This is a genomic window from Actinomadura sp. K4S16 (assembly GCF_008327685.1).
Lineage (GTDB): Bacteria > Actinomycetota > Actinomycetes > Streptosporangiales > Streptosporangiaceae > Spirillospora.
In genome coordinates this window covers 183,492-206,957 of sequence record NZ_BDDE01000013.1, presented here as the reverse complement: position 1 = coordinate 206,957, position 23,466 = coordinate 183,492, and the positions used below count along the sequence as shown (strand labels likewise).

Genomic DNA, 23,466 nt, shown 5'->3' with positions numbered 1-23,466 from the left:
ATCGTCGGGCACTGCGGGCGATCGCTGGCATCGCTCCGGCTCGCCTTGCGGCTCGCTTCGCGATCAGATTCTGGCTTCGCTCGAATCTGCCTTCGGACGCGATCGCGAGCCTTGAGGCTGTTGCGTGGTTGCGGCGGTGGCTGAGGTGGGCGCAAGAGGCCATCGCATGTCCGGGCTCTGCGCATGTACGGGCTCCTCGCGGGCAGTATGCCCTCACATGATCAACTGCCCCGGGAGTGGTGATGAGCCGTCTGATCCTGTCCGCCCCCGTCCTCGATGCCCCCGACCCGCACGCGCTGGCGGACTTCTATCGGCGGCTTCTCGGTTGGACGGTCGTGCAGGACGAGCCCGACTGGGTGAAGCTGCGTCCGCCGGGTGGCGGCACCGGCCTGTCGTTCCAGACGGAACCGCGCTACAAGGCCCCTACCTGGCCCGCCGCTGAAGGCGCCCAACTGCAGATGGTCCACCTGGACTTCGAGGTGGAGGACCTGGATGCCGCGTTGAAGCACGCGGAAGCCGTGGGGGCCGTCCTGGCCGAGTTCCAGCCGGATGATGACGTCCGGGTCTGCTTGGACCCTGTAGGGCGCCCGTTCTGCCTCTTCATCCGGGAGCCCGAGGCGCCGGTCGAGTAATCCACAGAACGCTGTTCGGTCTCCGGTGGCCGCCGCCGTCACGGATCCTTGGAACAGAGCCACGGGGGAGCGGGTCTTGCTCGTCGGATCCTGCTGGTCCTGTTCAGGGTGGTTGGGGTCTGGCCCCGCTCTGGCCCTCTGGGGCGGTCCTGTTCAGGGTGGCTGGGCTCTGGCCCCGCTCCGGCTCTCTGGGGCGGGCCTGCTCGGAGTGGTCGGGCTCGGGGCGCGCAGACCGAAGGTGGGTTAAAGAGAGGCGGGCGGTTCCGTGAGCCAGGCCGTGATGGCTTCGTGGAGGGTCTCTTTCGTGCGGGGCGGGGCGAAGGAGGCGGTCACGCCCGCGCGGGCCAGTTCGGCCAGGGCCGGGTCGTCGTAGCCGAAGGCGGTGCGGACGTGGGCGTACTCGGTGGCGAGAGGGGTGTCGATCAGGGCGGGGATGTCGGTGTTGAGGGTCACCAGCAGACCCGCGTCGCGGAGGCGGGGGAGGGGGTGCGCGTCCAGGGACGGAACGAAGCCCAGGGCGACGTTCGAGGACGGGCAGACTTCCAGGGCGATGCCGCGTTCGCGGACCTCGGCGACCAGGTCCGGGTCGTCCAGGATCCGGATGCCATGGCCCAGGCGTTCGGTGCGACCGGGGCCGAGGGCCTGACGGATGCTGGCGGGTCCCTCGCCCTCGCCCGCGTGGTGGACGACGTGGAGCCCGGCGTCGTGGGCGGCGGCGAAGACCTCGGTGAAGGGGGCGCCGGGGTGCGCCTCGTCACCCGCGAGGCCCACGGCGACCACGCGGTCGTGCCGGCGGGCCAGCTCCAGGGTCCGCCAGGCGCGCTCTACGGAGCGGCGGCGGGAGTGGTCGAGGATCAGGCGGCACTCGATCCCGAAGGCTTCCTGGCCCGCTTCCAGGCCCTCCAGGACGGCCGCCAAGGGCATGCCGAGGTCTCCGAGGCGCTCGCCATGCGCGGCGGCCGTGAACGAGACCTCGGCGTACCGGACGCCTTGGGCCGACTCGTCCTCGCAGAACTCGTAGGCGACGCGGCGGAAGTCGTCGGCCCGCTGCAGGCAGGCGCGGACGAGTTCGTTCTGCGCGAAGAAGGAGGCGAAGTCACTGAACGTGCCGACATCGTCCGGGACCCGCACGCCGTTCGCTGCGCCGATCTCGCGGAGAGTGGCATGGCGGACGGTGCTCTCAAGATGAACGTGCAGGTGGGCTTTGGGCAGGCTCAGCAGATCGCGCACGTGCGTACGGTACGAGCCGGTGGCCGGGGCTGACGAGCGAATATTCGTTGACTCCCGGGGGAGGCCCGACCATGATTCGGCCGGATGCGCATGTCCGGGACGTGGGTGTCGTGTCCCCGATGAGCTGACGAGGGGCTGCGCGAGGTGGCGGTGACGGCTGTCCTCGTCAACATCCAACTGGTGGCGAAGGTGACGGTTGAGCGGCTGCGCCCTGCGCCGCTGGACGAGGAATGAGGAGTCCCCGTGCAACGGATCTATCGCGTCGAGGACGGCCGGCGCATCGAGGGAGTGGCGAGGCCCGTCTTCATCCGCAACTTCACGTACCACCTCACGGACCTTCGGATCTTCGCCGACGGCTTGATCGACTGCTGGGAGTGGGTCGACCTTGAGGGCCTGCGGAAGAAGCTCGAATGCGGCTGGGTGGTCACAGAGGTGCCCGAGGGCGGCGAGATCAGCGCCTTCGAGCTGGGCGGGTGGAAGGCCGCCGATCCGGTGTTCGGCCTCACCGCGGAGATGCTGCTGGGGGAGGTGGCCGACGACATCGAGCGGCTCAACGGTCGCCAGGACTCCACCGGCCGCTGCCTGGCCGCGCTGGACCGGTATCTGGAGTCCAGGGACGAGGCCGACCGGCTGGCGCTGCGCGAGGCGTACCTGGCGATCCCCGGGCACAAACGCCATTACGCGCTCGGCGACATGGACAGCAAGGACCGGCCGCTGGTCTTCCTCTGCACCGATATCGGCGAGCGTCCGATAGGCGGCTGGTTCGAGGACGACGTGGTCACCGAAGCCATGCGGGAATGGGCGTTCGACTACTTCGCCGAGGAGGAGCGTGATCGCACTGAGTTCGCGGCGAAACGCCCGGCCGACGATTCACCCGAACCTGTGTCCGCGACGATTCACTTCGGCGGCCGCGTGTTTCCGAAGGGGTGGCCGACGGATCCGGGAATCGACGCCCTGCAGAACGACTACCCGGCCCCCATCGAGGTCGGCGATGTCGTCTATCCGACGGTCACGCACGCCTACTGGGCCCTGTCCACCGAGGATCCCGACGCCCGCGAGCGGATCCGCGCAGCTGAACGCCCCTACCACGCCCAGGAGATCGCGGCCGAGGCACCCCGCCGTCAGGAGTGGCCGGACGTCAGGACGGCAGTGATGAGCGGGCTCCTTCGCGCCAAATACGCGCAGCATCCGAAATTGGCGGAGATCCTGCTCGGCACGGCCGACGCGCCGATCGCCTACAGCGGAAGCGGATCCGACCACTGGATCGCACGCGGAGCCGAAGGCCGCAACTGGGTGGGACGACTTCTGGAACTGGTCCGCTCCGAAATCAACGCCGAGAGAGCCGGCGTCCCACTTCCCTGAAGACGCCGAATTCCGATCCCCGTGACACTCGCTAATGCAGCCGTCGCCGCCGAACAACTGCACCGCCCCCTGCGCGACCTCGCCGGGGGTAGTGCGCCCCCGCAGACCAGCGAGCCCAGCCCGAACAGCACGTCCTCCCAGGGCAGTTCCCAAAGCAGGGCCGAGCGACGTTCTCACGCCCCCCGCCGAGGTAGGCAGGCATGACATGCGCAGCGGGAGCGGTTCGCCGGCGCGGTAGTGGGCGGGTTCGTTTGACCTTCGGCTTTTCGGGGGCAGGGCTGGCGCCGTTTGGTGCGGCCGTGCGGAGGTGGGCGGGGTGATCTGCTTTGCCGTCTTGGGGGCTGAGGGGTGGTGGGTGGGCGTTCAGTGGGGGTGGGGCGCAAGTCGGGGTGGGGTGGTGCCCGGGTCAGCTGGGTAGGGCGTAGCGGCCGTCTTCTAGGGGGTCTACTAGGCCGTCGGCTATGAGGGCGTCGAGGGCGCGTTCGCGTTGGACGGGGTCTGACCAGACGATGTCGAGGGCCGGTTTCGCGACCGGTTCTTCGGCGTCCCGGAGGACGGCTAGGAGGCGGCCCCGGCACTGCCGGTCGGTGCCGGCGTACGTCTGGCCCCGGCGGGGCGGCCCGTCGTAGGCGGGGCGGCCGTTCGACTGCCATGCGCACCTGTCGATGACCGGGCAGTCGACGCAGCGGGGCGAGCGGGCTGTGCAGACCAGCGCGCCCAGTTCCATGACGGCGACGGCCCAGCGGGCGGCGGTCGGCGGGTCGAGCGGCAGGAGGCTCTCCGCGAGCCTGACCTCGGCCCTGGTCTGCGTCTTCGGCGGGTACTCGACGCCGGTGAGCAGCCGGGCCAGGACGCGCCGGACGTTGGTGTCGAGGACGGCGTGCCGCTGCCGGAACGCGAAGCTGGCGACCGCCGCGGCCGTGTAGGCGCCGATGCCGGGGAGCGCCAGCAGGTCCGCGTGCGAGGAGGGGACATCGCCGCCGTGCCGTTCGGTGATCGCGCGAGCGGTCTCGTGGAGGCGCAGCGCGCGGCGCGGGTAGCCGAGCCGTCCCCACGCGCGGACGGCCTCGCCGGACGGTTCGGCGGCGAGCGCGGCGGGGGTCGGCCAGCGCGTCATCCACGCGTCCCAGACGGGCAGGACGCGGGAGACCGGCGTCTGCTGGAGCATGATCTCGCTGACGAGGACGCCCCAGGGGGTCGCGTCCGGCGCCCGCCACGGCAGGTCCCGGGCGTTCGCGTCGTACCAGTCGAGGATCGGGGCGGTGTAGGCGGAGTCGGTGTTCATGGCGCGTCGCCATTGTGGCACGCGGCGGGTCGTCCGCTCTTTCCGCTTCGGCGAATGCATACTGCCCGCATGGGGGCGAACACTGAAAGTGATGGAAATGGTATCGGGCTCGACCGGTACTGGAAGCGGCGCGCGCTGGCCCTGGCCGGCGTCCTCGGCGCCGTCGGCCTCCTGGCCTGGGCGTGCGGAGGCGGCACCGGCGGCGCCGGGGAGGACGAGCGGGTCCGCGACGCGAGCGCGGTCGACGGCGCGGGCCCTCCGCCGCCGCCGAGCGCCATGCCCACGGTGACCGTCACCACGACGACCACGCCCGGGGCGGGGCAGGCCGACGGCGGCCCCTGTGACCACGATGAGCTCGTCGTCAACATGTCCGCCGCGAAGAACGTCTACGCGGGGACCGAACGGCCGGAGTTCCGCGTCACGGTCGTCAGCACGGGAGAGGGCTCCTGCGTGTTCGACCGGGCCTCGCTGGACGTCCGCATCACCTCCGGCGCGGACCGGATCTGGTCGTCGGCCAAGTGCCGCAAGGAGGGCGAGCCCAAGGCGACGCTCCAGCGCGGCATCCCCTATGTGGACGAGGTCGCCTGGAACCGCCGGCGCGACTGCGAGGGCAATGTGCGCGCTCGCCCCGGCACCTACGTGGCCACCCTGAAAGGCGCGACGGCCAGAAAACTGGTCTTCACCCTCCGCTGACGCAACTCCTGTAGCTGGGTTCCTTCGTGACGAGACCCATCTACCGGAGACCCGACTGCGTCCAGCTCACCCTGGATGCGTCCAGCTCACCCTGGATGAAAGGGTCCCAGGATGGAGGATTCGAGCTAGCGGAACAGGCCTCGCGGGCGCTCCGGGGGCGTGTTCGCCGGTTCCGGTGCCTGGGTTGGGCGAGGCGTTCGGGTGTGGGATATCCGGGTGGTGGGGCGGGCCCTTGGGGGCGGTTCGGGTGGGTGGCCTGGGGGCCGGGGTCAGACGTAGCGTTCCAGGATGGAGGATTCGGCCAGGCGGGACAGGCCCTCGCGGACGCTCCGGGCGCGGGACTCGCCCACGCCGCCGACGGCCTGGAGATCGTCGATGCTGGCGGCGAGGAGTTTCTGCAGGCCGCCGAAGTGCTCGACGAGGCGCTCGACGACCGTGCTCGGCAGGCGGGGCACCTTGGCGAGCAGCCGGAAGCCCTTGGGGCTCACGGGCAGGTCGAGGGCGTCGGGGCCGGCGAAGCCCATCACCTCGGCGACCGTGGACAGGTCGAGCAGTTCGTTGGCCGAGAGGGTGTCAAGGGAGGACAGGATGGCGTCGACGCCGCGGGTGCGGGTGTCGGCGGACGGGTAGTCGCGGACGATCAGCTGCCGGTCGACGTCGACCCCGGAGACCAGCTCGTCGAGCTGGAGGGACAGCAGCCGGCCGTCGGTGCCGAGCTCGACGACGTAGCCCTCGATCTCGTCGGCGATGCGGCGCACCATCTCCAGGCGCTGGACGACGGCGCTGACGTCCCGGACGGTGACGAGGTCCTCGATCTCCAGTGCCGACAGCGTGCCGGACACCTCGTCGAGGCGCAGCTTGTAGCGTTCGAGCGTCGCCAGGGCCTGGTTGGCCTTGGAGAGGATGGCCGCGGAGTCTTCCAGGACGTAGCGGATGCCGTCGAGGTAGAGCGCGATGATGTGCATCGACTGGCTCACCGAGATGACCGGCAGGCCGGTCTGGCGGGCGACGCGCTCGGCGGTGCGGTGGCGGGTCCCCGACTCCTCGGTGGGGAGGGTGGAGTCCGGCACGAGGTGGACGGCGGCGCGGACGATGCGGGTGTGGCTGTCGTCGAGGACGATCGCGCCGTCCATCTTGGCGAGCTCGCGCAGCCGGGTGGCGGAGAACTCGACGTCGAGCTCGAAGCCGCCCGAGCACAGGTCCTCGACGGGCTTGTCGTAGCCGAGCACGATCAGCGCGCCGGTGTGGCCCCGCAGGATGCGCTCCAGCCCGTCGCGGATCTGGGTGCCCGGAGCCACCGCGGCCAAGGTGGCGCGGCGTCGTTCGTCGTGACTCTTGTCGTGTACTGGCACCTGACCCCCGGAGGTCGCTGGACGGGCGCCAGTTTACCGAGGCGGGCCGCGCGCTGGTTCCTCCCCAGGTCGCAAGCGTGCGTTGTGTGAAGTAATACTCTGGCGGGACGCCTGTCAGGGCGCGGTAAAGGCCACCTGCAGCGCCTGCTGGAGGCTGTCGACCTCCATGACCTTCATCCCCTCGTAGCTGCTGAGCTGCGGATCCGCGCGTTTGAGGGGCCCGTCGGCCAGTTCGAGGGAGCCGCGCGGGATGACGGCGTACTTGAACCCGAGCCGGGCCGCCTCGGCCAGCCGCCGCTGCACGCCGGGCACGATGCGGACCTCTCCGGCAAGGCCCACCTCGCCGAGCGCGATGAGGCTGGTGGAGAGGGCCTGCTCGACGGTGGAGCCCGCGACGGCGAGGCCGAGGGCGAGGTCGACGGAGGTCTCGGCGAGCCGGACGCCGCCGACGGTCGAGACGTACACGTCCTGCTCGTGCATGGAGATCTTGCAGCGCTGCGCGAGGACGGCGAGGACCATCGCGACGCGGGAGGTGTCGAGGCCGGAGGTGGCGCGCCGCGGCGCGGGCAGGTGCGACTTGGCGACGAGCGACTGCACCTCGGCGACGAGGGGGCGGCGCCCTTCGAGGGTGACGGTGACGCAGGTTCCGGGCACGGCCTCCTCGCGGCGGGTGAGGAACAGCCCGCTCGGGTCGGGCAGCCCGACGATGCCGACCTCGGACAGGTCGAAGCAGCCCAGCTCGTCGGTGGGGCCGTACCGGTTCTTCATGGCGCGGATCATCCGGAGCCGGGAGTGCCGGTCGCCCTCGAAGTACAGGACGACGTCGACCAGGTGCTCCAGCAGGCGGGGCCCGGCGATCGAGCCCTCCTTGGTCACGTGGCCGACCAGCACGACGGTCATGCCGCGCTCCTTGGCGACCCTGATCAGGTTGGCCGCGACCTCGCGGACCTGGGTGACGCCGCCGGGCGCGCCGTCGGCCTCGGAGGTGCCGATCGTCTGGATGGAGTCGACGACGAGCAGCCCGGGATCCACCGACTCGATGTGGCCGAGGATGGCGGACAGCTCCGTCTCGGCCGCCAGGTAGAGCCGGTCGGTGATCGCGCCGACGCGGTCGGCGCGCAGCCGGACCTGCTCGGCCGACTCCTCGCCCGTCACGTACAGGACGTTCTCGCCCGCCGGACCCGCCGAGCCGGAAGAGCCCGCCGAGTCGCCGGACGAGGTCGAGGCCAGGGCGGCGACCTCCAGCAGCAGCGTCGACTTGCCGATGCCGGGCTCGCCCGCCAGCAGCAGGACGGCCCCGGGCACGATGCCGCCGCCGAGGACGCGGTCGAGCTCGTCGAGGCCGGTGGGGCGCGTCTTCGCGGACCGGACGTCGACCTGCCCGATCGGGCGGGCCGGCGAGCTGACCGGCCCGGCCGACACGACCCGGGCCGGGGTCGCCGACGCGGCCTCGGTGACCGTTCCCCATGTCTGGCACTCGCCGCAGCGCCCGACCCACTTGGACGTCTGCCACCCGCACTCCGAGCACCGGTAGGCGGCCTTGGCCGTCTTCGCCTTCGCCATGCGCGGAAGCGTAGAGCCGGGCACCGACACTCTTCACCCGACGCCCGGTTCGTCCCGGTTTCCGCGAGGGTGCGGCGGGGTCAGCTGTTCTTGCGGGCCCGCTCGATCAGGTCGCCGAGGTGGTCGGACACGGTCCCGGGCCGCTCCATCATGGCCATGTGCCCGGCGGTGGGGACGACCTCCAGCCGCCCGGACGGGACGCAGGCGGCGATCTTCAGGCTGTGCTCGACCGGGGTGAGCATGTCGTTCTCCGCGCCGAGGACGAGGGTGTCGGCGCCGCCGAGCGCCGCGCAGTCGCTGATCACCTCGCTGGTGATCATGGAGCGGAGGAAGTCGACGAAGGCGTCCATCCTGGTGTCGGTCATCATCTGCTCGGCGAACGCGACCGCGGCGGGGGAGGCGTCCGGGCCGAAGGCGACCATGTCCTCCAGGAGGGCGGCGGCGTCGCGGCCCAGGTGGCGGACCCGCTCGACGGCGCCGGAGCTCGCGCCCAGCGCGCCGAGGGCGCGGGGCACGACGCGGTGGGCGACGCGCGCGACGAGCGCGGGCATGCCGAGGGTGACCTCGCCGAGCCCCCCGGACGACGTGCAGAGCAGCCCGGCCGCGAGGATCTTGCGTCCGACCAGGCCGGGGTTCTCGTCGGCGTACCGCATGATCGTCATGCCGCCCATCGAGTGGCCGACCAGGACGACGGGCGTCTCGGCGGGGACGGTCGCGTCGATCACGGCGCCGAGGTCGCGGGCCAGGCGGGAGACGGCGTAGCCGTCGCGGGCGCCGCCGTCGGAGCGGCCGTGGCCGCGGTGGTCCCAGAAGACGAGGCGGCCGAGGCCGCGCAGGGCCTTGCGCTGGAAGTGCCAGGAGTCCTGGGTGAGCGTCCAGCCGTGGCAGAACACGACGGCGAGGTCGGTGCGGTCCTCGCCGTCGATCTCGGCGTAGAGGCGGGTGCCGTCATCGGCGCGGACCGGCAGGGGGCGGCCGCGCAGCGACCCGAACGGCTCGCCCGCGAACGGGTCGGGGCGCAGTTGCAGGGCGCGCATGGCGCGGCGCTGGGCGACCAGCCCGGCGCCGGCGCCGGCCGCGCCGAGGGCGGTGGCGGCGAGGAGACCGCCGAGCGCCCTCCCGGCGGTGACTCGGCTCGTGGCGGCGGCGCGACCCATGGTGCGTTCCTCCCGTGACCCAACCGACTGGTAACTCAGGGGCAACGCCACCACAAATTCACGGCATAGTCCACCTCAAGGCCGGGGTGTTCGCGCAGGCAGGCGTCGGCGAGGTCGGGCGGGAACTCGATGCGCAGGACGGCCGCGAGGTCCTCCCGGTTCTGGAACGCCCACCGGATCGTCAGCGGCTCCCGGTGGAAGCCGCGCCGCGTCCAGAACCGCTCGACGGCGGCGGGGTCGTATTTCGGCAGGCCGCGCCGGAACCAGCGGCCGAACGTGGAGCGGGTGGCGTCGTTGTCGATGATGAAGATCGCGCCACCGCGCCGGACGACCCGGTCCAGTTCGGCGAGGCCCGGCTCGCAGCCCGGGCCGAAGAAGTAGGCCCACCGCGCGTGGGCGACGTCGACGGACGCGTCGGGCAGCGGCAGCGCCTGCGCGGTGCCGACGCGCACGGTGACGCCCGGGAGGTCCCGGGTCCGGCGCGCGGCGGCCGAGGCGAGGCCCGCGTGCGGCTCCACGCCGATCACCCGGCGCGCGTCCTCGGCGAAGAAGGGGAGGTGGAAGCCGGTCCCGCAGCCGACGTCGAGGACGTCGGCGCCTTTCCAGGGACGGATCGCGCGCATGGCGCCGGCCAGCAGGCCGTCGGGATCGACGGCGCGGTTCTCCAACTCGTAGACCTGAGGGGAGTTCCAGATGTTGGGGCTCGGCACGGCGCCCCGCGCGATCTCGGCCACGGGGACAGAGGGTAGCCGCGCTCCGGGCAGAGCAAGCGAGATCACTCCGGGCGAGTGTTTCATCACGGCCGCGGCGGCATAGGCTCTCTTTTACGAACACCGCTTTCGCGAGACAGCTTCACGAACACGGCCGAGCGATCATTCCTGGCGAGGAAGCCTTGACTCCGCAGCACAACGGCGTCCCTTCACCGGCGCTCCGCGTACCGGACGCGCCGATCACGCTCTCCACCGCGTCCGTGTACCCGGAGAAGGTACCGAGCGCCTTCGAGATCGCTGCGCTGCTGGGCTACGACGGCGTCGAGGTGATGGTCTCGACGGACGCCTCGTCCCAGGACCTGAACGTCCTGCGCCGGCTGTCGGACTACCACCAGGTCCCCATCAAGTCGATCCACGCGCCCTGCCTGCTGCTCACCCAGCGGGTCTGGGGTCGCGACCCGTGGGGCAAGCTGGTGCGCTCGAAGGACGTCGCCGAGGAACTGGGCGCCGAGGTCGTCGTCGTGCATCCGCCCTTCCGCTGGCAGCGCGAGTACGCGAAGGAGTTCGTCGAGGGCCTCGCCCGCATGCAGGACGAGACGGACGTGCTGTTCGCGGTCGAGAACATGTTCCCGCTCAAGGCGCGCGGCGCGGAGGCGGGCATGTACCTGCCCGACTGGAACCCCGTCGACCAGGACTACCCGCACGTCACCCTCGACCTGTCGCACACCGCCGTCTCGGGCTCGGACGCCATCGACATGGCGGGGAGCCTGGGAGACCGGCTGCGGCACATCCACCTCGCCGACGGGGTCGGCATCACGAACAAGGACGAGCACCTCGTCCCCGGCCGGGGCAACCAGCCGTGCGGGGCGATGCTGGAGAACCTCGCCGAGGGCGGCTTCAAGGGGCACATCGTCCTGGAGGTCAACACGCGGCGGGCGTCCAGCCGCGTTGAGCGGATGGAGGACCTCGCTGAGGCCCTCGCGTTCGCGCGCCTGCACCTGGCCGCCGCCGCCCACACGTGGGAGGTCACCTCGGCCGGGGAGGTCACCCGCCGGGGCGTGCGCCGGTGAGCGACCCCCAGGGGCGGCGTGGGGCGGCGGAGCCCGCCAAGGCGCGCGGCCGGGGTCCGGGACGCCGGCCGGGCCCGACCGAGACGCGCGAGAAGATCCTCGCCTCGGCGCGGGAGCTGTTCGCCGAGAAGGGCTACGACGGGGCGTCGCTGCGCGCCATCGCCCGCGCCGCGGAGGTCGACCCCGCGCTGGTGCACCACTTCTTCGGCAACAAGGAGGGCGTGTTCATCGAGGCGATGCGCTTCCCGGTGGACCCGGCCGTCCTGCTGCCGCGCATCCTGGCCTTCCCCCGCGAACGCCGCGGCGAGGCCGTCGCGCGCACCTTCCTCCAGGTGTGGGAGGACGAGGAGCGCCGCGCCCCGATGCTCGCGATGCTCCGCTCGGCGATGACGAACGAGCGGGCGGCCGCGCTGCTGCGCGAGTTCGTCGCGTCCGCGCTGTTCGGGCGGGCCTCGCAGGCGACGGACGCGGCCCCGCTCGGCATCCAGGCGGCCGCGGGCCAGATGGTCGGACTGATGGTGCTGCGGCACGTGCTGCGCATCGAGCCGCTGGCCTCCGCCTCCGCGGAGGAACTGATCGAACTGGTGGCGCCGACCCTCCAGCGCTACCTGGCGCCCTGACCCCCTCTCCGCGCCGCCCCTTCGCGGCGGTCCCTCAGCGATGCCCCTTCGTGACGTGCCCTTCGTGACGTGCCCTTCGTGACGTGCCCTTCGTGACGTGCCCTTCGCCTGGCCCTTCTTGAAGGGCCCCTTCTTCAGGGCCCGTTCGTGCGGCCCGTCTGGGAGGCCGCTTCCTGACGGCCCTTCCTCGACGGGACCTCCGCCCCCTTGACCGGGCCTCCGTGTCGGCATAAATTCAACACATGATGAGTTCTAGTCCCGCCCAGGCGTCCGAGGCCGCCGTGCGGGTGCGCGACCTGCGGGTCGTCCGCGGCGGCCAGGAGGTGCTGCACGACCTCGCCTTCGACGTGCCGCGCGGCTCGATCGTGGGGCTGCTCGGTCCGAGCGGCTGCGGGAAGACGACCCTGATGAGGGCCCTGGTCGGCGTCCAGATCGTGCTGAGCGGCACGGTGACCGTGCTCGGCGAGCCCGCCGGGTCGCCCGGCCTGCGGCGCCGCGTCGGGTACGCGACGCAGACCCCGGCCGTCTACGCCGACCTGACCGTCACCGAGAACCTGCGCTACTTCGCGTCCGTCCTGGGCGCCCCGCGCTCGGACGTCGTCCGCGTCCTCGACGAGGTCGGGCTCGGCCGCAACCGCCACCAGACGGCGGCGACGCTGTCGGGCGGGGAGCTCAGCCGCCTCAACCTCGCCGTCGCGCTGCTCGGCGTGCCCGAGCTGCTCGTCCTGGACGAGCCCACCGTGGGCCTCGACCCGGTGCTGCGGCAGGAGCTGTGGGAGCTGTTCCGCGAGCTGGCCGACCGGGGCACCACCCTCGTCGTGTCCAGCCACGTCATGGACGAGGCGGGGCGCACCGACCGGCTGCTGCTGATGCGCGAGGGCGAGATCCTCGCCGACGGGACGCCGGACGGCCTGCGCTCGCGCACCGGCGCGGCCGACCTCGAAGAGGCGTTCCTCCACCTGATCCACGAGAAGGCCGGGAGCCCGACATGAGCGCCGCCGTCACGGTCGCCACGACCCGCCGCATCCTGGCGCAGCTCAGGCACGACCACCGCACGCTCGCCCTGCTGGTCGGCGTGCCGTCGCTGCTGATGATCCTGTTGCGGTACGTGTTCGACCAGCCGATGGTCTTCGACCGGATCGGGCCCATGCTGCTCGGCCTGTTCCCGTTCACCGTCATGTTCGTCGTGGCCAGCGTCGCGACCCTCCGCGAGCGCACCGGCGGCACCCTCGAACGGCTGATGACCATGCCGCTCGGCAAGCTCGACCTCCTGCTCGGCTACGCGCTCGCCTTCGGGCTGCTCACGCTCGTCCAGGTCGCGGTCGTGCTGTCCATCTCGCTGACCTGGCTCGGCCTCGACCTGAGCGGCTCGCTCGCGTCCCTGGTCCTGGTGTCGGTGCTGGACGCGGTGCTCGGCATGGCGCTCGGCCTGTTCGCCAGCGCGTTCGCCCGCACCGAGTTCCAGGCCGTCCAGTTCCTGCCCGCGTTCGTCCTGCCGCAGCTGCTGCTCTGCGGCCTGATCGTCCCGCGCGAGAGCATGGCGTCCTGGCTCCAGGCGATCGCGGACGTCCTCCCCCTCACCTACGCGGTCGAGGGCATGCAGCAGATCAGCACCAGCCCCGACTTCACCGGCACCCTGGCCCTCGACGTCTCCGTGATGGCCGCCTTCGTGGTGGTCGCCCTCCTGCTGGGCGCGGTGACCCTCCGCCGCCGGAGCGCGTGAGCCCCGCATGGGGCAGGGCCCGACCCGCGAACGGGGGGCGGGGTTTACCCGGACGGGCGAGTGCGCCGTAAGCGGACAGAGCGGGCGAAGTCGGCCGTCCCCGCGCGGCGGGGCTGGTAGCTTCGCGCCATGACCTCCCCAGATCTTCACGGCTCGCACGGGCCGCAGGCGTCCGACGAGGGTGCGCGTACGCCCGCGGGGCCGGGGGCCGCCGAGGCTCCGGGCGCCCCCGGGCCGGGCGCCGAGGACGCGTTCTGGGGCGGCGGCTCGGACGGCGGCGGCGAGACGCGGCGCAAGCGGCGCTGGCCCCGCGTCCTGATCGCGGTGGGCGTGTTCCTGGCGCTGGTCGTGGCCGGGATCGGCGGCCTGGTGTGGCAGCGCCAGTCGTCCTACAACGGCAACATCGACCGGATCAAGGGCGTGATGCCGGACGACGGGGCGCGGCGGCCGGGCAAGAACGTCGAGGGGACCGAGAACTGGCTGCTCGTCGGCTCGGACTCGCGGGCCGACTCCGCGACGACCGGCGAGGGCAACCAGGTCTGGAAGCCGGGGCAGCAGCGCACCGACACGATCATGCTGCTGCACCTGCCGGCGGACCGGAAGAAGGCCTACATCGTCTCGTTCCCCCGCGACTCGTGGGTGGAGATCCCCGGCTACGGGGCGCAGAAGATCAACGCGGCGTTCTCGTTCGGCGGGCCGAAGCTGCTGATCGAGACGATGGAGAACCTCACCGGCGTCCGCATCGACCACTTCGGCGCGATCGACTTCGAGGGCTTCAAGTCGATGACGGACGCGCTCGGCGGCGTCACCGTCAACATCAAGCAGAGCGTGTACGACCCGGCGCGCAAGAAGCGCTGGGAGGCGGGCCGCCAGAAGCTGAACGGCGACGACGCGCTGCTGTTCGTCCGGCAGCGCTACAACCTGCCGAACGGCGACTTCGACCGGATCAAGCGCCAGCAGGCGTTCCTCGGCGCCCTCGCCAAGCAGGCCGCCGACCGGGGCACGCTCAGCAACCCCCTCAAGCTCGACCGGTTCCTGTCGGCGCTCACCAAGTCGATCAGCGTGGACGAGGGGGTGTCGGCGGGCGACCTGCGCTCGCTGGCGCTCAGCATGCGCGGCATCCGCCCGTCCGACGTGATGTTCATGACGCTGCCGCACAAGGGCACCGGCATGCGCAAGAAGCAGAGCGTCGTGTTCCTGGACGGGCCGAAGGCCAAGACCCTGTTCGAGGCGGTCAAGACCGCGAAGATGCAGGAGTACGTGCAGCAGTACGGGCCCGGGAACAGCCTCGGCACCGTGTCGTGATCGCCGGGCCCCGGCGGCATAACCTGGGACGGTAGCCAGGAAGCGGTACGCACGGGGACCGGGTTCGCACGGGGACGAGGGGTTCGCACAGTGCTTCGTCAGGCGTTGCTGGCCGCGTCGCGCAGCGGCGGCGCGCGCAGGCTGGTGGAGACCGCGCCGTTCACCAAGGACGTCGTCCGCCGCTTCGTCGCCGGCGAGACGATCGACGACGCCATGCGCGCCACCGGCGGGCTGACCGGCGAGGGCCTGCTCGTCAGCCTGGACGTCCTGGGCGAGGACACGCACGACAAGGGCCGCGCCGAGGCGAACGTCGCGCACTATGTGGAGCTCCTGGAACGGCTGGGCGCCGCCGGGTTCGGCAGGCGCGCCGAGGTGTCGCTCAAGCTCTCGGCCGTCGGGCAGACCTTCGACGAAGACCTCGCCTTGGAGAACGCGCGGCGGGTGTGCACCGCCGCCCGCTCGGCCAGTACGACCGTCACCCTGGACATGGAAGAGCACACGACCGTCGACTCGACGCTGGGGGTCGTCCACGAACTGCGGCGTGACTACCCGGACGTGGGCGCGGTCGTCCAGGCGTACCTGCGCCGCGCGGAGGAGCACTGCGCGGAACTGGCCTACGAGGGCTCGCGGGTGAGGCTGTGCAAGGGTGCGTACGCGGCGCCCGCGGCGGTCGCCTTCACCGACAAGGAGGAGGTCGACAGGTCGTACGTGCGGTGCATGAAGGTGCTGATGGCCGGCAAGGGCTACCCGATGCTCGCCACGCACGACCCCCGGCTCATCGAGGTCGCCGCCGCGCTGTCGGTGCTGGACGAGCGCGACGACGACACGTTCGAGTACCAGATGCTCTACGGGATCCGTCCGCAGGAGCAGCGCCGCCTAGCCGCGGACGGCGCCCAGGTCCGCGTCTACGTCGCCTACGGCCGCGAATGGTACGAGTACTTCATGCGCCGCCTGGCCGAGCGGCCCGCCAACCTGCGCTTCTTCCTCCGCTCGCTGGCAGGGCGGTCCTAGGGCGGTCCTGCGGCGGGGCCGACCGGCCCGGCGATAGGCTGGACGGGTCGTTGGAACCCCACGTCAAGGTATGTCGATGATCGCGATTCTGGGTGCCGGGAAGATGGGCGAGGCGCTGCTGTCCGGGGTGCTCCGGGCCGGCCGCCGCCCGTCCGAGCTGATGGCGACCGCGCGCCGGGAGGAGCGGGGCGCGCTGCTGCGGGAGCGGTACGGCATCGAGATCGTGTCGAACGCGGAGGCCGCCGCCACGGCCGGCACGCTGGTCCTCGCGGTGAAGCCGCAGGACATGGGGGCCCTGCTGGACGAGGTCGGCCCGCACGTGCCGCCCGGTCGGCTGGTGATCTCGATGGCGGCGGGCATCACGACCGGGTTCATCGAGGCGCGGCTGCCCGAGGGCGTGCCCGTCGTCCGCGTCATGTCGAACACGCCCGTCCACGTGGACGAGGCGATGAGCGTCATCTCGCCCGGGTCGCACGCGGCCGAGGAGCACCTGAAGCTGGCCGAGGAGCTGCTGTCGCCGGTCGGCAAGGTGCTGCGCATCCCCGAGTCGCTCCAGGACGGCGCCACGGCCCTGTCCGGCAGCGGCCCGGCGTACTTCTACTACCTCGTCGAGGCGATGGTGGACGCGGGCATCCTGCTCGGCATGCCCCGCGCCGCCGCGCTGGAGATGGTCATCCAGTCGGCGGTGGGCGCCGCGATCATGCTCCGCGACTCCGGCGAGCACCCGGTGCTGCTGCGCGAGGCCGTGACCTCCCCGGGCGGGACGACGATCTCGGCGATCCGCGAGCTGGAGCGGCACGGCGTCCGGGCCGCCGTCCTGGAGGCCATCGAGGCGGCCCGCAACCGGGGCCGCGAACTCGCGAGCGGCTGACCCGGCCCCCGGCCGCGCGGACCCGTTATCGCCCGTTGGGCGAAAAGCATGCGGAGCGACGCCGCGAGGTGTGGACTCAGCGTGATGGAGCCTGCGCGGGGCGTGGGAAAAGATCTTGGTTTCGGCGGCATGCCCGATCCTGCCCGGCTACCATCCAGTTGATCTTGGAATGGGGGCCGGGATGGAAGAACGGCGCGAGGGTCCGGGCGAGATGCCGTTCCCGGCGTCCGCACTGCACAGGGCGCTCCTCAAGGCACGGGTCCCGCGCTACATGGCCGACCACGCCGCGGCCCTGCTGGCCGGGCTCCTGGCGAAGCGGGAGGAAGGCCGAGGCTAGGCGGCCTTGGTCCGCTTCCCGGCCTTGGTCCGCTTCACCGGCCTGCCCGTGACCGTCCGGACGAAGTGGGCGGCCTCCCGCATGGCGGCGCTCGCCTCCGGAAGCACGCGGTTCAGGATCTGGAAGACGTGCATCTGCCCCTTCCAGATCTGCAGGTCGCAGTGGGCGCCGGCGCGGCGCAGGGCGTCGGCGAACGCCTCGGCCTCGGTGCGCAGCACCTCGGCGCCGCCGACCTGGATGAGGACGGGCGGCATCTCGGTCCAGGCGCACGTGAGCAGGGCCAGCCGCGGGTCCTCGAACCCGGTCGGCCCCACGACGAGGCGGGCGATCCGGCGCGCGGACGCCGCGCTGATGTAGGGGTCGCGGGCGCGGCTCTGCGCCCCCATGGACAGCTCGCAGGTCAGGTCGACCCACGGGGAGAACAGCATGAGCCCGGCCGGGCTCGGCAGGCCCTGGCGGCACAGTTCGCCGGTCAGCGCGGCGGACAGGTGCCCGCCCGCCGAGTCGCCCGCGAGGACGATGCCGGACGCCGGAACGCCCCGCGCGAGCAGCCAGCGGTAGGCGGCGACGGCGTCCTCCAGCGGCGCCGGGAACGGGTGCTCGGGCGCGAGCCGGTACCGGGGCGCGAGGACGGGCAGGCCCGTGTCCAGCGCGAGCCGCGAGGTGATCGGGCGGTGCGTGCGCGGCGAGCAGACGACGTAGCCGCCGCCGTGCAGGTAGAGGACGGCGCCGGGGGCGTGCTCCTCGGCGGCCCGCTTTCGTGCCTCGCGCTTCTCGGCCGCGTGCTCCTCGGCCGCGTGCTCCTCGGCCGCGTGCTTCTCGGCCGCGTGCTCCTCGGCGGTGTGCTTCTCGGAGGGAGCCCGCGGAACGATCCATTCGCCCCTGATCGGGCGGCCGTCCTCGTCGTCCGGCAGCGGATCGTTCAGGGACTCGACCCGCACGTGCGGGCTGTGCCGCAGCAGCAGGGACGCGGCGTCCACCGTCGAGCGCGCGGTTCGGATGCTGGTGGCGTGGCCGGGGAGGTAGTGCAGGAAGGGACGAACGCCCAGGCGGAGCGCATTGCTGATCGCGCGGCTGCGAACGCTGGGGCCGTCGTCCATTTACCCCCCCGTAGGAGATATCTGTCTGGTGTAGGTATGCCCGTTTCCTCCGTGTAATTCACGTCACAGGTGTGTTGCGGGCGGCGGCCCCCGCGGGGCCGCCCCGCGCGTCCGCGGTGCGGGTGCGGTGAGCCGGGTCACGTGGCCCTCGCGATACCGTGAGGTCATGAGCAGTTCCGATTCGTCCCAGTCCGCCGGTCCCGAGAACTGCGGGCTGGAGATCTTCTGGGACGAGCGGCTCATCTCCTACGACTTCGGCCCCGGGCACCCCATGAACCCCGTGCGGGTCGAGCTGACGATGGCGCTCGCCCGCGGGCTCGGCGTCCTGGACCGCCCGAACGTTCGGGTCTCGGAGTTCGCGGCGGCGGACGACAAGCTGCTCCGGCTCGTCCACGAGGAGTCCTACATCGCGGCGGTCAAGCACGCCGGGGCCACCGGGCTGCCGGAACTCGGCCACGGCCTCGGGACGCCCGACAACCCGGTGTTCCTCGGCATGCACGAGGCGTCGGCCCTGGTCGCGGGCGCGTCGGCGGCCGCCGCCGAGGCGGTGTGGACCGGCCGCGCCGAGCACGGCGCGAACATCTCCGGCGGCCTGCACCACGCGCTGAGCGACGCCGCCAGCGGGTTCTGCGTCTACAACGACCCGGCGATCGCGATCGCGTGGCTGCTGGAGAACGGCGCCGAGCGCGTCGCCTACGTCGACATCGACGTCCACCACGGCGACGGCGTCCAGGCCGCCTTCTACGACGACCCGCGCGTGCTGACGATCAGCCTGCACGAGACGCCGCGGACGCTGTTCCCCGGCACCGGATTCCCGGACGAGACCGGCGTGGACGGCACCTCGGTCAACATCTCCCTGCCGCCCGGCACCGGCGACCGGCCGTGGCTGCGCGCGTTCGAGGCGATCGTGCCGCCGCTGCTGCGCCGGTTCCGCCCGGATGTCCTCGTCACCCAGCAGGGCGCCGACGGCCACGCGCTGGACCCGCTGGCCCACCTGATCCTCAGCGTGGACGGGCAGCGGACGGCCTACGCGATGCTGCACCGGCTGGCGCACGAGACGGCGGGCGGGCGGTGGGTCCTCACCGGGGGCGGCGGCTACGAGCTGGTCCAGGTCGTCCCGCGGGCGTGGACGCACCTGCTGGCCGAGGCGGCGGGCGGCCCGATCCCGCCGGCCACCGCGACGCCGGACGACTGGCGCGAGTTCGTCCGGCAGCGGACCGAGGAGATCGCCCCGCGCCGCATGACGGACGGCACGGAGACGGTGGAGGTCAGCAGGTGGGGGGACGGCTACGACCCCGGGAACCCGGTGGACCAGGCGATCCTGGCGACCCGCCGGGCGGTGTTCCCCGAGCACGGCCTCGACCCCATGACCGACGAGTGAACCCCGCTCACGACCTCCGCCCAGGGACCCGATGACCCCCGTGCCTGAAAACGCCGTGCCTGAAAACGCCGTGCCCGAGAACGCCGTGCCCGAGAACCGGGTGCCCGACAAGCCCGTGCCCACCAGGGAGGAGCTGCGCGCCCACCTGGTCCGGACGATGATCGCCGGCGACGTGGCCACGCCGCGCCAGAACAACCTGCTGCACTTCCGGCGGATGGCCAACGGCGACCCGTACTACCAGTTCGGCCTGGAGCTGAAGCCGTCGTGGACGGAGCGCTCCGTGCTGGAGATGATGGTCGAGCGGTGCGGCGTCGACCCCGACCCGAGGCACATCTACGGGGACGACACGATCGATCCCGAGATCACGCTCGACACCCTCGAGGCGATGGGGGAGCGCATCGGCCTCGCCGCCCGCCGCAAGGAGTGCGTGGTCGTCGCGACCGGCCATCCGGCCACGCTGACGCCGCTGTACCAGGCGGTCGCGCGGGCTCTGCGGGAGGCGGGCTGCCGGGTGCTGACGCCCGCCGCCGGCTGGACCTACGAGGTGGAGACCGGGTACGGCGGCGCGGAGCTGCGCCGCCTCGTGTACGCCGACCCCGGCGTCGCGATGCTGGAGGGCGAGGACCTCCGCACGCACCACACGCACGATCCGCACCCGATGGAGGCCATGCTCAGGGAGCTCGCCGCCGCCGGTTCCGAGGCCGCCACTACCGGTTTTCGGGAGACCGGGGAAGCTAAACCCGATATCTGGCCGGATCTGGCCATCGCCGACCACGGCTGGGCCGGGGCCGCCGGGCAGGCGGGCATCGACACCGTCGGGTTCGCGGACTGTAACGACCCGGCGCTGTTCGCCGGGGCCGCGGAGGGCAAGATCGACGTGGTCGTCCCGCTCGACGACGGGGTCTCCGCGCACCACTACGCGCCGCTGACCGCGTACATCCTCGATCGCGCGGGCCTGCGCCCGGCCGGCTGACCGCCGGTGCCGGAGGCTTACTCCGGGGGGACGCCTGGGTGGCGACCGCTCGCCTGTCACGGCGTGTGACAGGGCTGCCGTAACGAGGCGCATGGGCTTGCCGGGAGCCGTCGGACGCTGCGAAACCGCAGGTCAATCCGTGGTTCCGGTTGACAACCGTTCGTCCTGGCACGTGCGGTGCCGTCAGCTCCACGCTCCGTAGGGAATCAGCACTGTATCCCCACGGTCAGGTCGGAGACGGAAATGTGCGGAACTCCCCTCTTGCGACTGCCGGTACGCGATTTACGCTGGAGGAAGTACACGTGCGTGATCAAAGTCACCCGAAGGGCCGGTGCGCGGCACGTGTGGAAGAGGGCGTCCGATGACCTCAGGCGAGCGACCTCTGAGCGAGGTCAGGTTCCTGACCGTGGCCGAAGTGGCGGCGGTGATGCGGGTGTCCAAGATGACCGTCTACCGTCTCGTCCACTCGGGCGAGCTTCCCGCGATCCGCGTGGGCCGCTCGTTCCGGGTTCCCGAGCAGGCCGTCCACGATTACCTGCGCGACGCGTACATCGAAGCCGGATAACGGGTAGGGGCGGGGCATGACCCCGCCGCGAACTCAGTACCCGGCCGTGCAGGGGGCGTCGGGAGGGTCCCGAGGGACCGTCCCGAAGCTGGGGAAGCAGGACGAGGACCGGCAGAACGGTCCGGACACCGAGCGGACGGGCGTTGGCCGGCGGCCACGCCCGCCCGGACGGAACGGTGCCCGGCGCCGTGCTACGCGCGGTGCCGGCCGCCGTCCGTACCCGCCTTTCCGGGGCCGCGGGGCAGGCCGCGGCATGATCTCCACCGCCGCAGCGGTACCCTGGGGCCTCGGACCGTGCCCGCTCATCGAGAGTCGCTCTCCTGCGGCACGCCCGTCTCCTGCACATCACCCGATACGCCGAGCGAGGTTCCGTGGGCTCTGTCATCAAGAAGCGCCGCAAGAGGATGGCCAAGAAGAAGCACCGCAAGCTGCTGAAGAAGACGCGCATCCAGCGCCGCAACAAGAAGTGACCGCACCGGCCGTCCAGCCGTGAAGGGGTAGGGCCCAGTGTCCTCCATGCCCGCCGCCGCGGCCCGTGTCGTCCTCGTCACGGGCGTCTCCCGTTTCCTGGGGGCGCGGGTCGCGAACACGTTGCAAGCCGACCCGGGCATCGAGCGTGTCATCGGGGTGGACACGGTGCCGCCGGCGGAGTCGCTCGGCCGCACCGAGTTCGTCCGGGTCGACATCCGCACGCCCGGCATCGCGAAGATCATCGCGTCGGCGGCGGTGGACACGGTGGTGCACCTCAACCTGGTGACCTCCTCGTCGGTGCCGCGGGCGAAGGTCAAGGAGCTGAACGTCATCGGGACGATGCAGCTCCTCGCGGCCTGCCAGCGCTCGCCCGACATGCGCAAGCTCGTCGTCCGGTCGTCGGCGGCGGTGTACGGCTCGTCCCCGATGGACCCGGCCGTCTTCACCGAGCGGGACGAGCCCGTCGAGCCGCCCAGGAGCGGCTACGCCAAGGACGCCGTCGAGGTCGAGGGGTACGTCCGCGGGCTGATGCGGCGGCGCTCCGACCTGGCCGTGTCGGTGCTGCGGTTCGCGAACTTCCTCGGCCCGGGCGTCGACTCGCCGCTCACCAGGTACCTGCGCCTGCCGGTCGTCCCGACCGTGCTCGGGTTCGACCCGCGGCTGCAGTTCGTCCACGAGGACGACGGCGTCGAGGTGCTGCGGCGCATGACGGTCGAGGACCACCCCGGCTGCTACAACGTCGCCGGGGACGGCGTGCTGCTGCTGTCGCAGGCCCTGCGCCGCGCGGGGCGGCCCTACCTGCCGGTCCCGGCGCCGTCCATCTCGGTGCTCGGCGACATGGGGCGCCGCTTCGCGGGCCTGTCCGGCTTCTCCCCGGAGCTGCTGCGCTGGCTGACGTACGGCCGGGTCATCGACACCACGGCACTGGAGCGGGAGCTGGCCTGGCACCCGAAGTACAGCTCCGAGGCCGCCTTCGCCGACTTCGCCGCCGCCCGGGGCTTCGTCCGGGGCGGCCTGACGGCCTTGCTGGGACGGGCCTGAGCCGTTCGGGACGCGCCTGAAAGGAGAGCCGAGATGACGATGGACGCTCACTCCGGGGACGACGAGGGCGCGCAGGTCATCCGGCTCCCCGCGGTCCGCGACGACGCCCCCGGAGGGGACGGCCCGCGCGGGGGCGAGCCCGGCGGGGAGGCGCCCGGCAAGGATCCGGCCGAACCGGGCCAGTTCGAACGGGCGCTGGCCTCCGGCCTGGCGTTCCTGCGGCGCAGGCTGTCCGGCGAGTACGAGGTCGACGAGTTCGGCTTCGACCCCGAGTTCAACTCCGCCGTCCTCCTGCCGCTCGCCCGCGCCCTCTACGAGCACTGGTTCCGCGTCGAGATCGACGGCCTGGAGAACATCCCGACCGGCGGCGCCCTCCTCGTCGCCAACCACTCCGGGACGATCCCCCTCGACGCGCTGATGCTGTCGGTGGCCCTGCACGACCACGCCGACCGGCAGGTCCGCCTCCTCGGCGCCGACCTCGTCTACCAGATCCCCCTGCTCGGGCATCTGTCGCGCAAGGCCGGCCACACGCTCGCCTGCCATGCCGACGCCGCCCGCCTGCTGTCCAAGGGCGAGCTCGTCGGCGTCTTCCCCGAGGGCTACAAGGGCGTCGGCAAGCCCTTCTCCGAGCGCTACAAGCTCCAGCGCTTCGGCCGCGGCGGCTTCGTCGGCACCGCGCTGCGCGCCGGGGTCCCGATCGTGCCGTGCGCCATCGTCGGCGCCGAGGAGATCTACCCCAAGATCGCCGACCTGCGCCCGCTGGCCCGCCTGCTCGGCCTCCCGTACTTCCCGGTCACCCCGACGTTCCCGCTGCTCGGCCCCGCCGGCCTCATCCCGCTCCCGTCCAAGTGGGTGATCCGCTTCGGCGAGCCGATGACGCTGGACGAGTACGACGAGGACGCCGCCGACGACCCCATGACGGTCTTCGAGCTCACCGACCACGTCCGCGAGAACGTCCAGCACATGCTGTACGAGACCCTGCTGCGCCGGGGCCCCGCCTTCCTCTGACCGCGG

The 23,466-nt window shown here is 72.1% G+C and carries 24 protein-coding genes; 17 read left to right on the top strand and 7 right to left on the bottom strand.

The annotated features are described in order from the left end of the window. Positions 1–242 precede the first annotated feature (242 nt). Complete coding sequence (locus tag K4S16_RS16110; RefSeq protein WP_149259761.1) at positions 243–632, top strand: VOC family protein; 390 nt, start codon at positions 243–245, stop codon at positions 630–632. Positions 633–875: 243 nt separating this feature from the next. Here K4S16_RS16110 and add read toward each other — a convergent pair whose 3' ends face one another. Next, complete coding sequence (add, locus tag K4S16_RS16105; protein ID WP_149259760.1) at positions 876–1,862, bottom strand: adenosine deaminase; 987 nt, start codon at positions 1,860–1,862, stop codon at positions 876–878. Between the two features lie 288 nt (positions 1,863–2,150). Between add and K4S16_RS16100 the strand changes: the two genes are divergently transcribed. Further along, entirely contained in the window at positions 2,151–3,224 is a 1,074-nt protein-coding gene (locus K4S16_RS16100) for an NADAR family protein (protein ID WP_200841910.1), read from the top strand. A 406-nt stretch (positions 3,225–3,630) separates the two neighbouring features. On the opposite strand, the gene K4S16_RS16095 is transcribed toward K4S16_RS16100, so the two are convergent. Continuing rightward, positions 3,631–4,509, bottom strand: a complete 879-nt coding sequence (locus K4S16_RS16095) for an A/G-specific adenine glycosylase (protein ID WP_149259758.1) — start codon at positions 4,507–4,509, stop codon at positions 3,631–3,633. 69 nt (positions 4,510–4,578) lie between these two features. Here K4S16_RS16095 and K4S16_RS16090 point away from each other — a divergent pair, with 69 nt between their 5' ends. Continuing rightward, a complete protein-coding gene (locus tag K4S16_RS16090; protein ID WP_235036841.1) occupies positions 4,579–5,202 on the top strand; it encodes a hypothetical protein in 624 nt (207 codons plus the stop codon). A 269-nt stretch (positions 5,203–5,471) separates the two neighbouring features. On the opposite strand, the gene disA is transcribed toward K4S16_RS16090, so the two are convergent. From disA to K4S16_RS16070, 4 genes are all read right to left on the bottom strand, one after another. After that, the gene (disA, locus tag K4S16_RS16085) at positions 5,472–6,554 is read right to left on the bottom strand and encodes a DNA integrity scanning diadenylate cyclase DisA (RefSeq protein ID WP_149259756.1); all 1,083 of its coding nucleotides are present in this window, start codon (positions 6,552–6,554) and stop codon (positions 5,472–5,474) included. A gap of 114 nt (positions 6,555–6,668) precedes the next feature. Next, complete coding sequence (gene radA, locus K4S16_RS16080) at positions 6,669–8,117, bottom strand: DNA repair protein RadA (protein ID WP_149259755.1); 1,449 nt, start codon at positions 8,115–8,117, stop codon at positions 6,669–6,671. 80 nt (positions 8,118–8,197) lie between these two features. Then, positions 8,198–9,274: an alpha/beta fold hydrolase gene (locus K4S16_RS16075; RefSeq protein WP_149259754.1), complete on the bottom strand. Its 1,077-nt coding sequence runs from the start codon at positions 9,272–9,274 to the stop codon at positions 8,198–8,200. Positions 9,275–9,309: 35 nt separating this feature from the next. Then, the gene (locus K4S16_RS16070; protein ID WP_235036839.1) at positions 9,310–10,008 is read right to left on the bottom strand and encodes a class I SAM-dependent methyltransferase; all 699 of its coding nucleotides are present in this window, start codon (positions 10,006–10,008) and stop codon (positions 9,310–9,312) included. Positions 10,009–10,166: 158 nt separating this feature from the next. Here K4S16_RS16070 and K4S16_RS16065 point away from each other — a divergent pair, with 158 nt between their 5' ends. The 8 genes from K4S16_RS16065 to K4S16_RS44370 all read left to right on the top strand — a co-directional run bounded on the left by K4S16_RS16065 (position 10,167) and on the right by K4S16_RS44370 (position 16,921). After that, the gene (locus K4S16_RS16065; protein ID WP_149259752.1) at positions 10,167–11,054 is read left to right on the top strand and encodes a sugar phosphate isomerase/epimerase; all 888 of its coding nucleotides are present in this window, start codon (positions 10,167–10,169) and stop codon (positions 11,052–11,054) included. Further along, entirely contained in the window at positions 11,051–11,674 is a 624-nt protein-coding gene (locus tag K4S16_RS16060; RefSeq protein WP_149259751.1) for a TetR family transcriptional regulator, read from the top strand. The genes K4S16_RS16065 and K4S16_RS16060 overlap by 4 nt, the downstream gene beginning before the upstream one ends. Positions 11,675–11,916: 242 nt before the next feature. Then, complete coding sequence (locus K4S16_RS16055; RefSeq protein WP_200841909.1) at positions 11,917–12,666, top strand: ABC transporter ATP-binding protein; 750 nt, start codon at positions 11,917–11,919, stop codon at positions 12,664–12,666. After that, positions 12,663–13,397, top strand: a complete 735-nt coding sequence (locus K4S16_RS16050) for an ABC transporter permease (protein ID WP_149259750.1) — start codon at positions 12,663–12,665, stop codon at positions 13,395–13,397. The genes K4S16_RS16055 and K4S16_RS16050 overlap by 4 nt, the downstream gene beginning before the upstream one ends. A gap of 129 nt (positions 13,398–13,526) precedes the next feature. Beyond that, positions 13,527–14,702: an LCP family protein gene (locus K4S16_RS16045; RefSeq protein WP_149259749.1), complete on the top strand. Its 1,176-nt coding sequence runs from the start codon at positions 13,527–13,529 to the stop codon at positions 14,700–14,702. A gap of 90 nt (positions 14,703–14,792) precedes the next feature. Next, positions 14,793–15,713, top strand: coding sequence for a proline dehydrogenase family protein (locus K4S16_RS16040; protein ID WP_149259748.1), 921 nt, complete (start codon positions 14,793–14,795; stop codon positions 15,711–15,713). Positions 15,714–15,789: 76 nt separating this feature from the next. Continuing rightward, complete coding sequence (proC, locus tag K4S16_RS16035) at positions 15,790–16,584, top strand: pyrroline-5-carboxylate reductase (RefSeq protein ID WP_149259747.1); 795 nt, start codon at positions 15,790–15,792, stop codon at positions 16,582–16,584. A gap of 181 nt (positions 16,585–16,765) precedes the next feature. Then, on the top strand, positions 16,766–16,921 hold the full coding sequence (locus K4S16_RS44370; protein WP_160160929.1) for a hypothetical protein: 156 nt from the start codon (positions 16,766–16,768) through the stop codon (positions 16,919–16,921). Here the strand turns inward: K4S16_RS44370 and K4S16_RS16030 are convergent. Continuing rightward, positions 16,918–18,021, bottom strand: coding sequence for an alpha/beta hydrolase (locus K4S16_RS16030; RefSeq protein WP_235036838.1), 1,104 nt, complete (start codon positions 18,019–18,021; stop codon positions 16,918–16,920). The two genes, K4S16_RS44370 and K4S16_RS16030, sit on opposite strands and share 4 nt — an antisense overlap. 166 nt (positions 18,022–18,187) lie before the next feature. Between K4S16_RS16030 and K4S16_RS16025 the strand changes: the two genes are divergently transcribed. The 6 genes from K4S16_RS16025 (at position 18,188) to K4S16_RS16000 (ending at position 23,460) form a co-directional block, all read left to right on the top strand. After that, entirely contained in the window at positions 18,188–19,402 is a 1,215-nt protein-coding gene (locus tag K4S16_RS16025; protein ID WP_149259746.1) for an acetoin utilization protein AcuC, read from the top strand. 115 nt (positions 19,403–19,517) lie between these two features. Then, on the top strand, positions 19,518–20,375 hold the full coding sequence (locus K4S16_RS16020; protein WP_268843255.1) for a phosphatase: 858 nt from the start codon (positions 19,518–19,520) through the stop codon (positions 20,373–20,375). Between the two features lie 361 nt (positions 20,376–20,736). Further along, complete coding sequence (locus tag K4S16_RS16015) at positions 20,737–20,940, top strand: helix-turn-helix domain-containing protein (RefSeq protein ID WP_021591693.1); 204 nt, start codon at positions 20,737–20,739, stop codon at positions 20,938–20,940. 371 nt (positions 20,941–21,311) lie between these two features. After that, the gene (locus K4S16_RS16010; protein WP_018654693.1) at positions 21,312–21,410 is read left to right on the top strand and encodes a 30S ribosomal protein bS22; all 99 of its coding nucleotides are present in this window, start codon (positions 21,312–21,314) and stop codon (positions 21,408–21,410) included. A 46-nt stretch (positions 21,411–21,456) separates the two neighbouring features. Then, the gene (locus K4S16_RS16005) at positions 21,457–22,452 is read left to right on the top strand and encodes an NAD-dependent epimerase/dehydratase family protein (protein WP_149260149.1); all 996 of its coding nucleotides are present in this window, start codon (positions 21,457–21,459) and stop codon (positions 22,450–22,452) included. 33 nt (positions 22,453–22,485) lie between these two features. Beyond that, positions 22,486–23,460: a lysophospholipid acyltransferase family protein gene (locus tag K4S16_RS16000; protein ID WP_375708331.1), complete on the top strand. Its 975-nt coding sequence runs from the start codon at positions 22,486–22,488 to the stop codon at positions 23,458–23,460. Positions 23,461–23,466 lie beyond the last annotated feature (6 nt).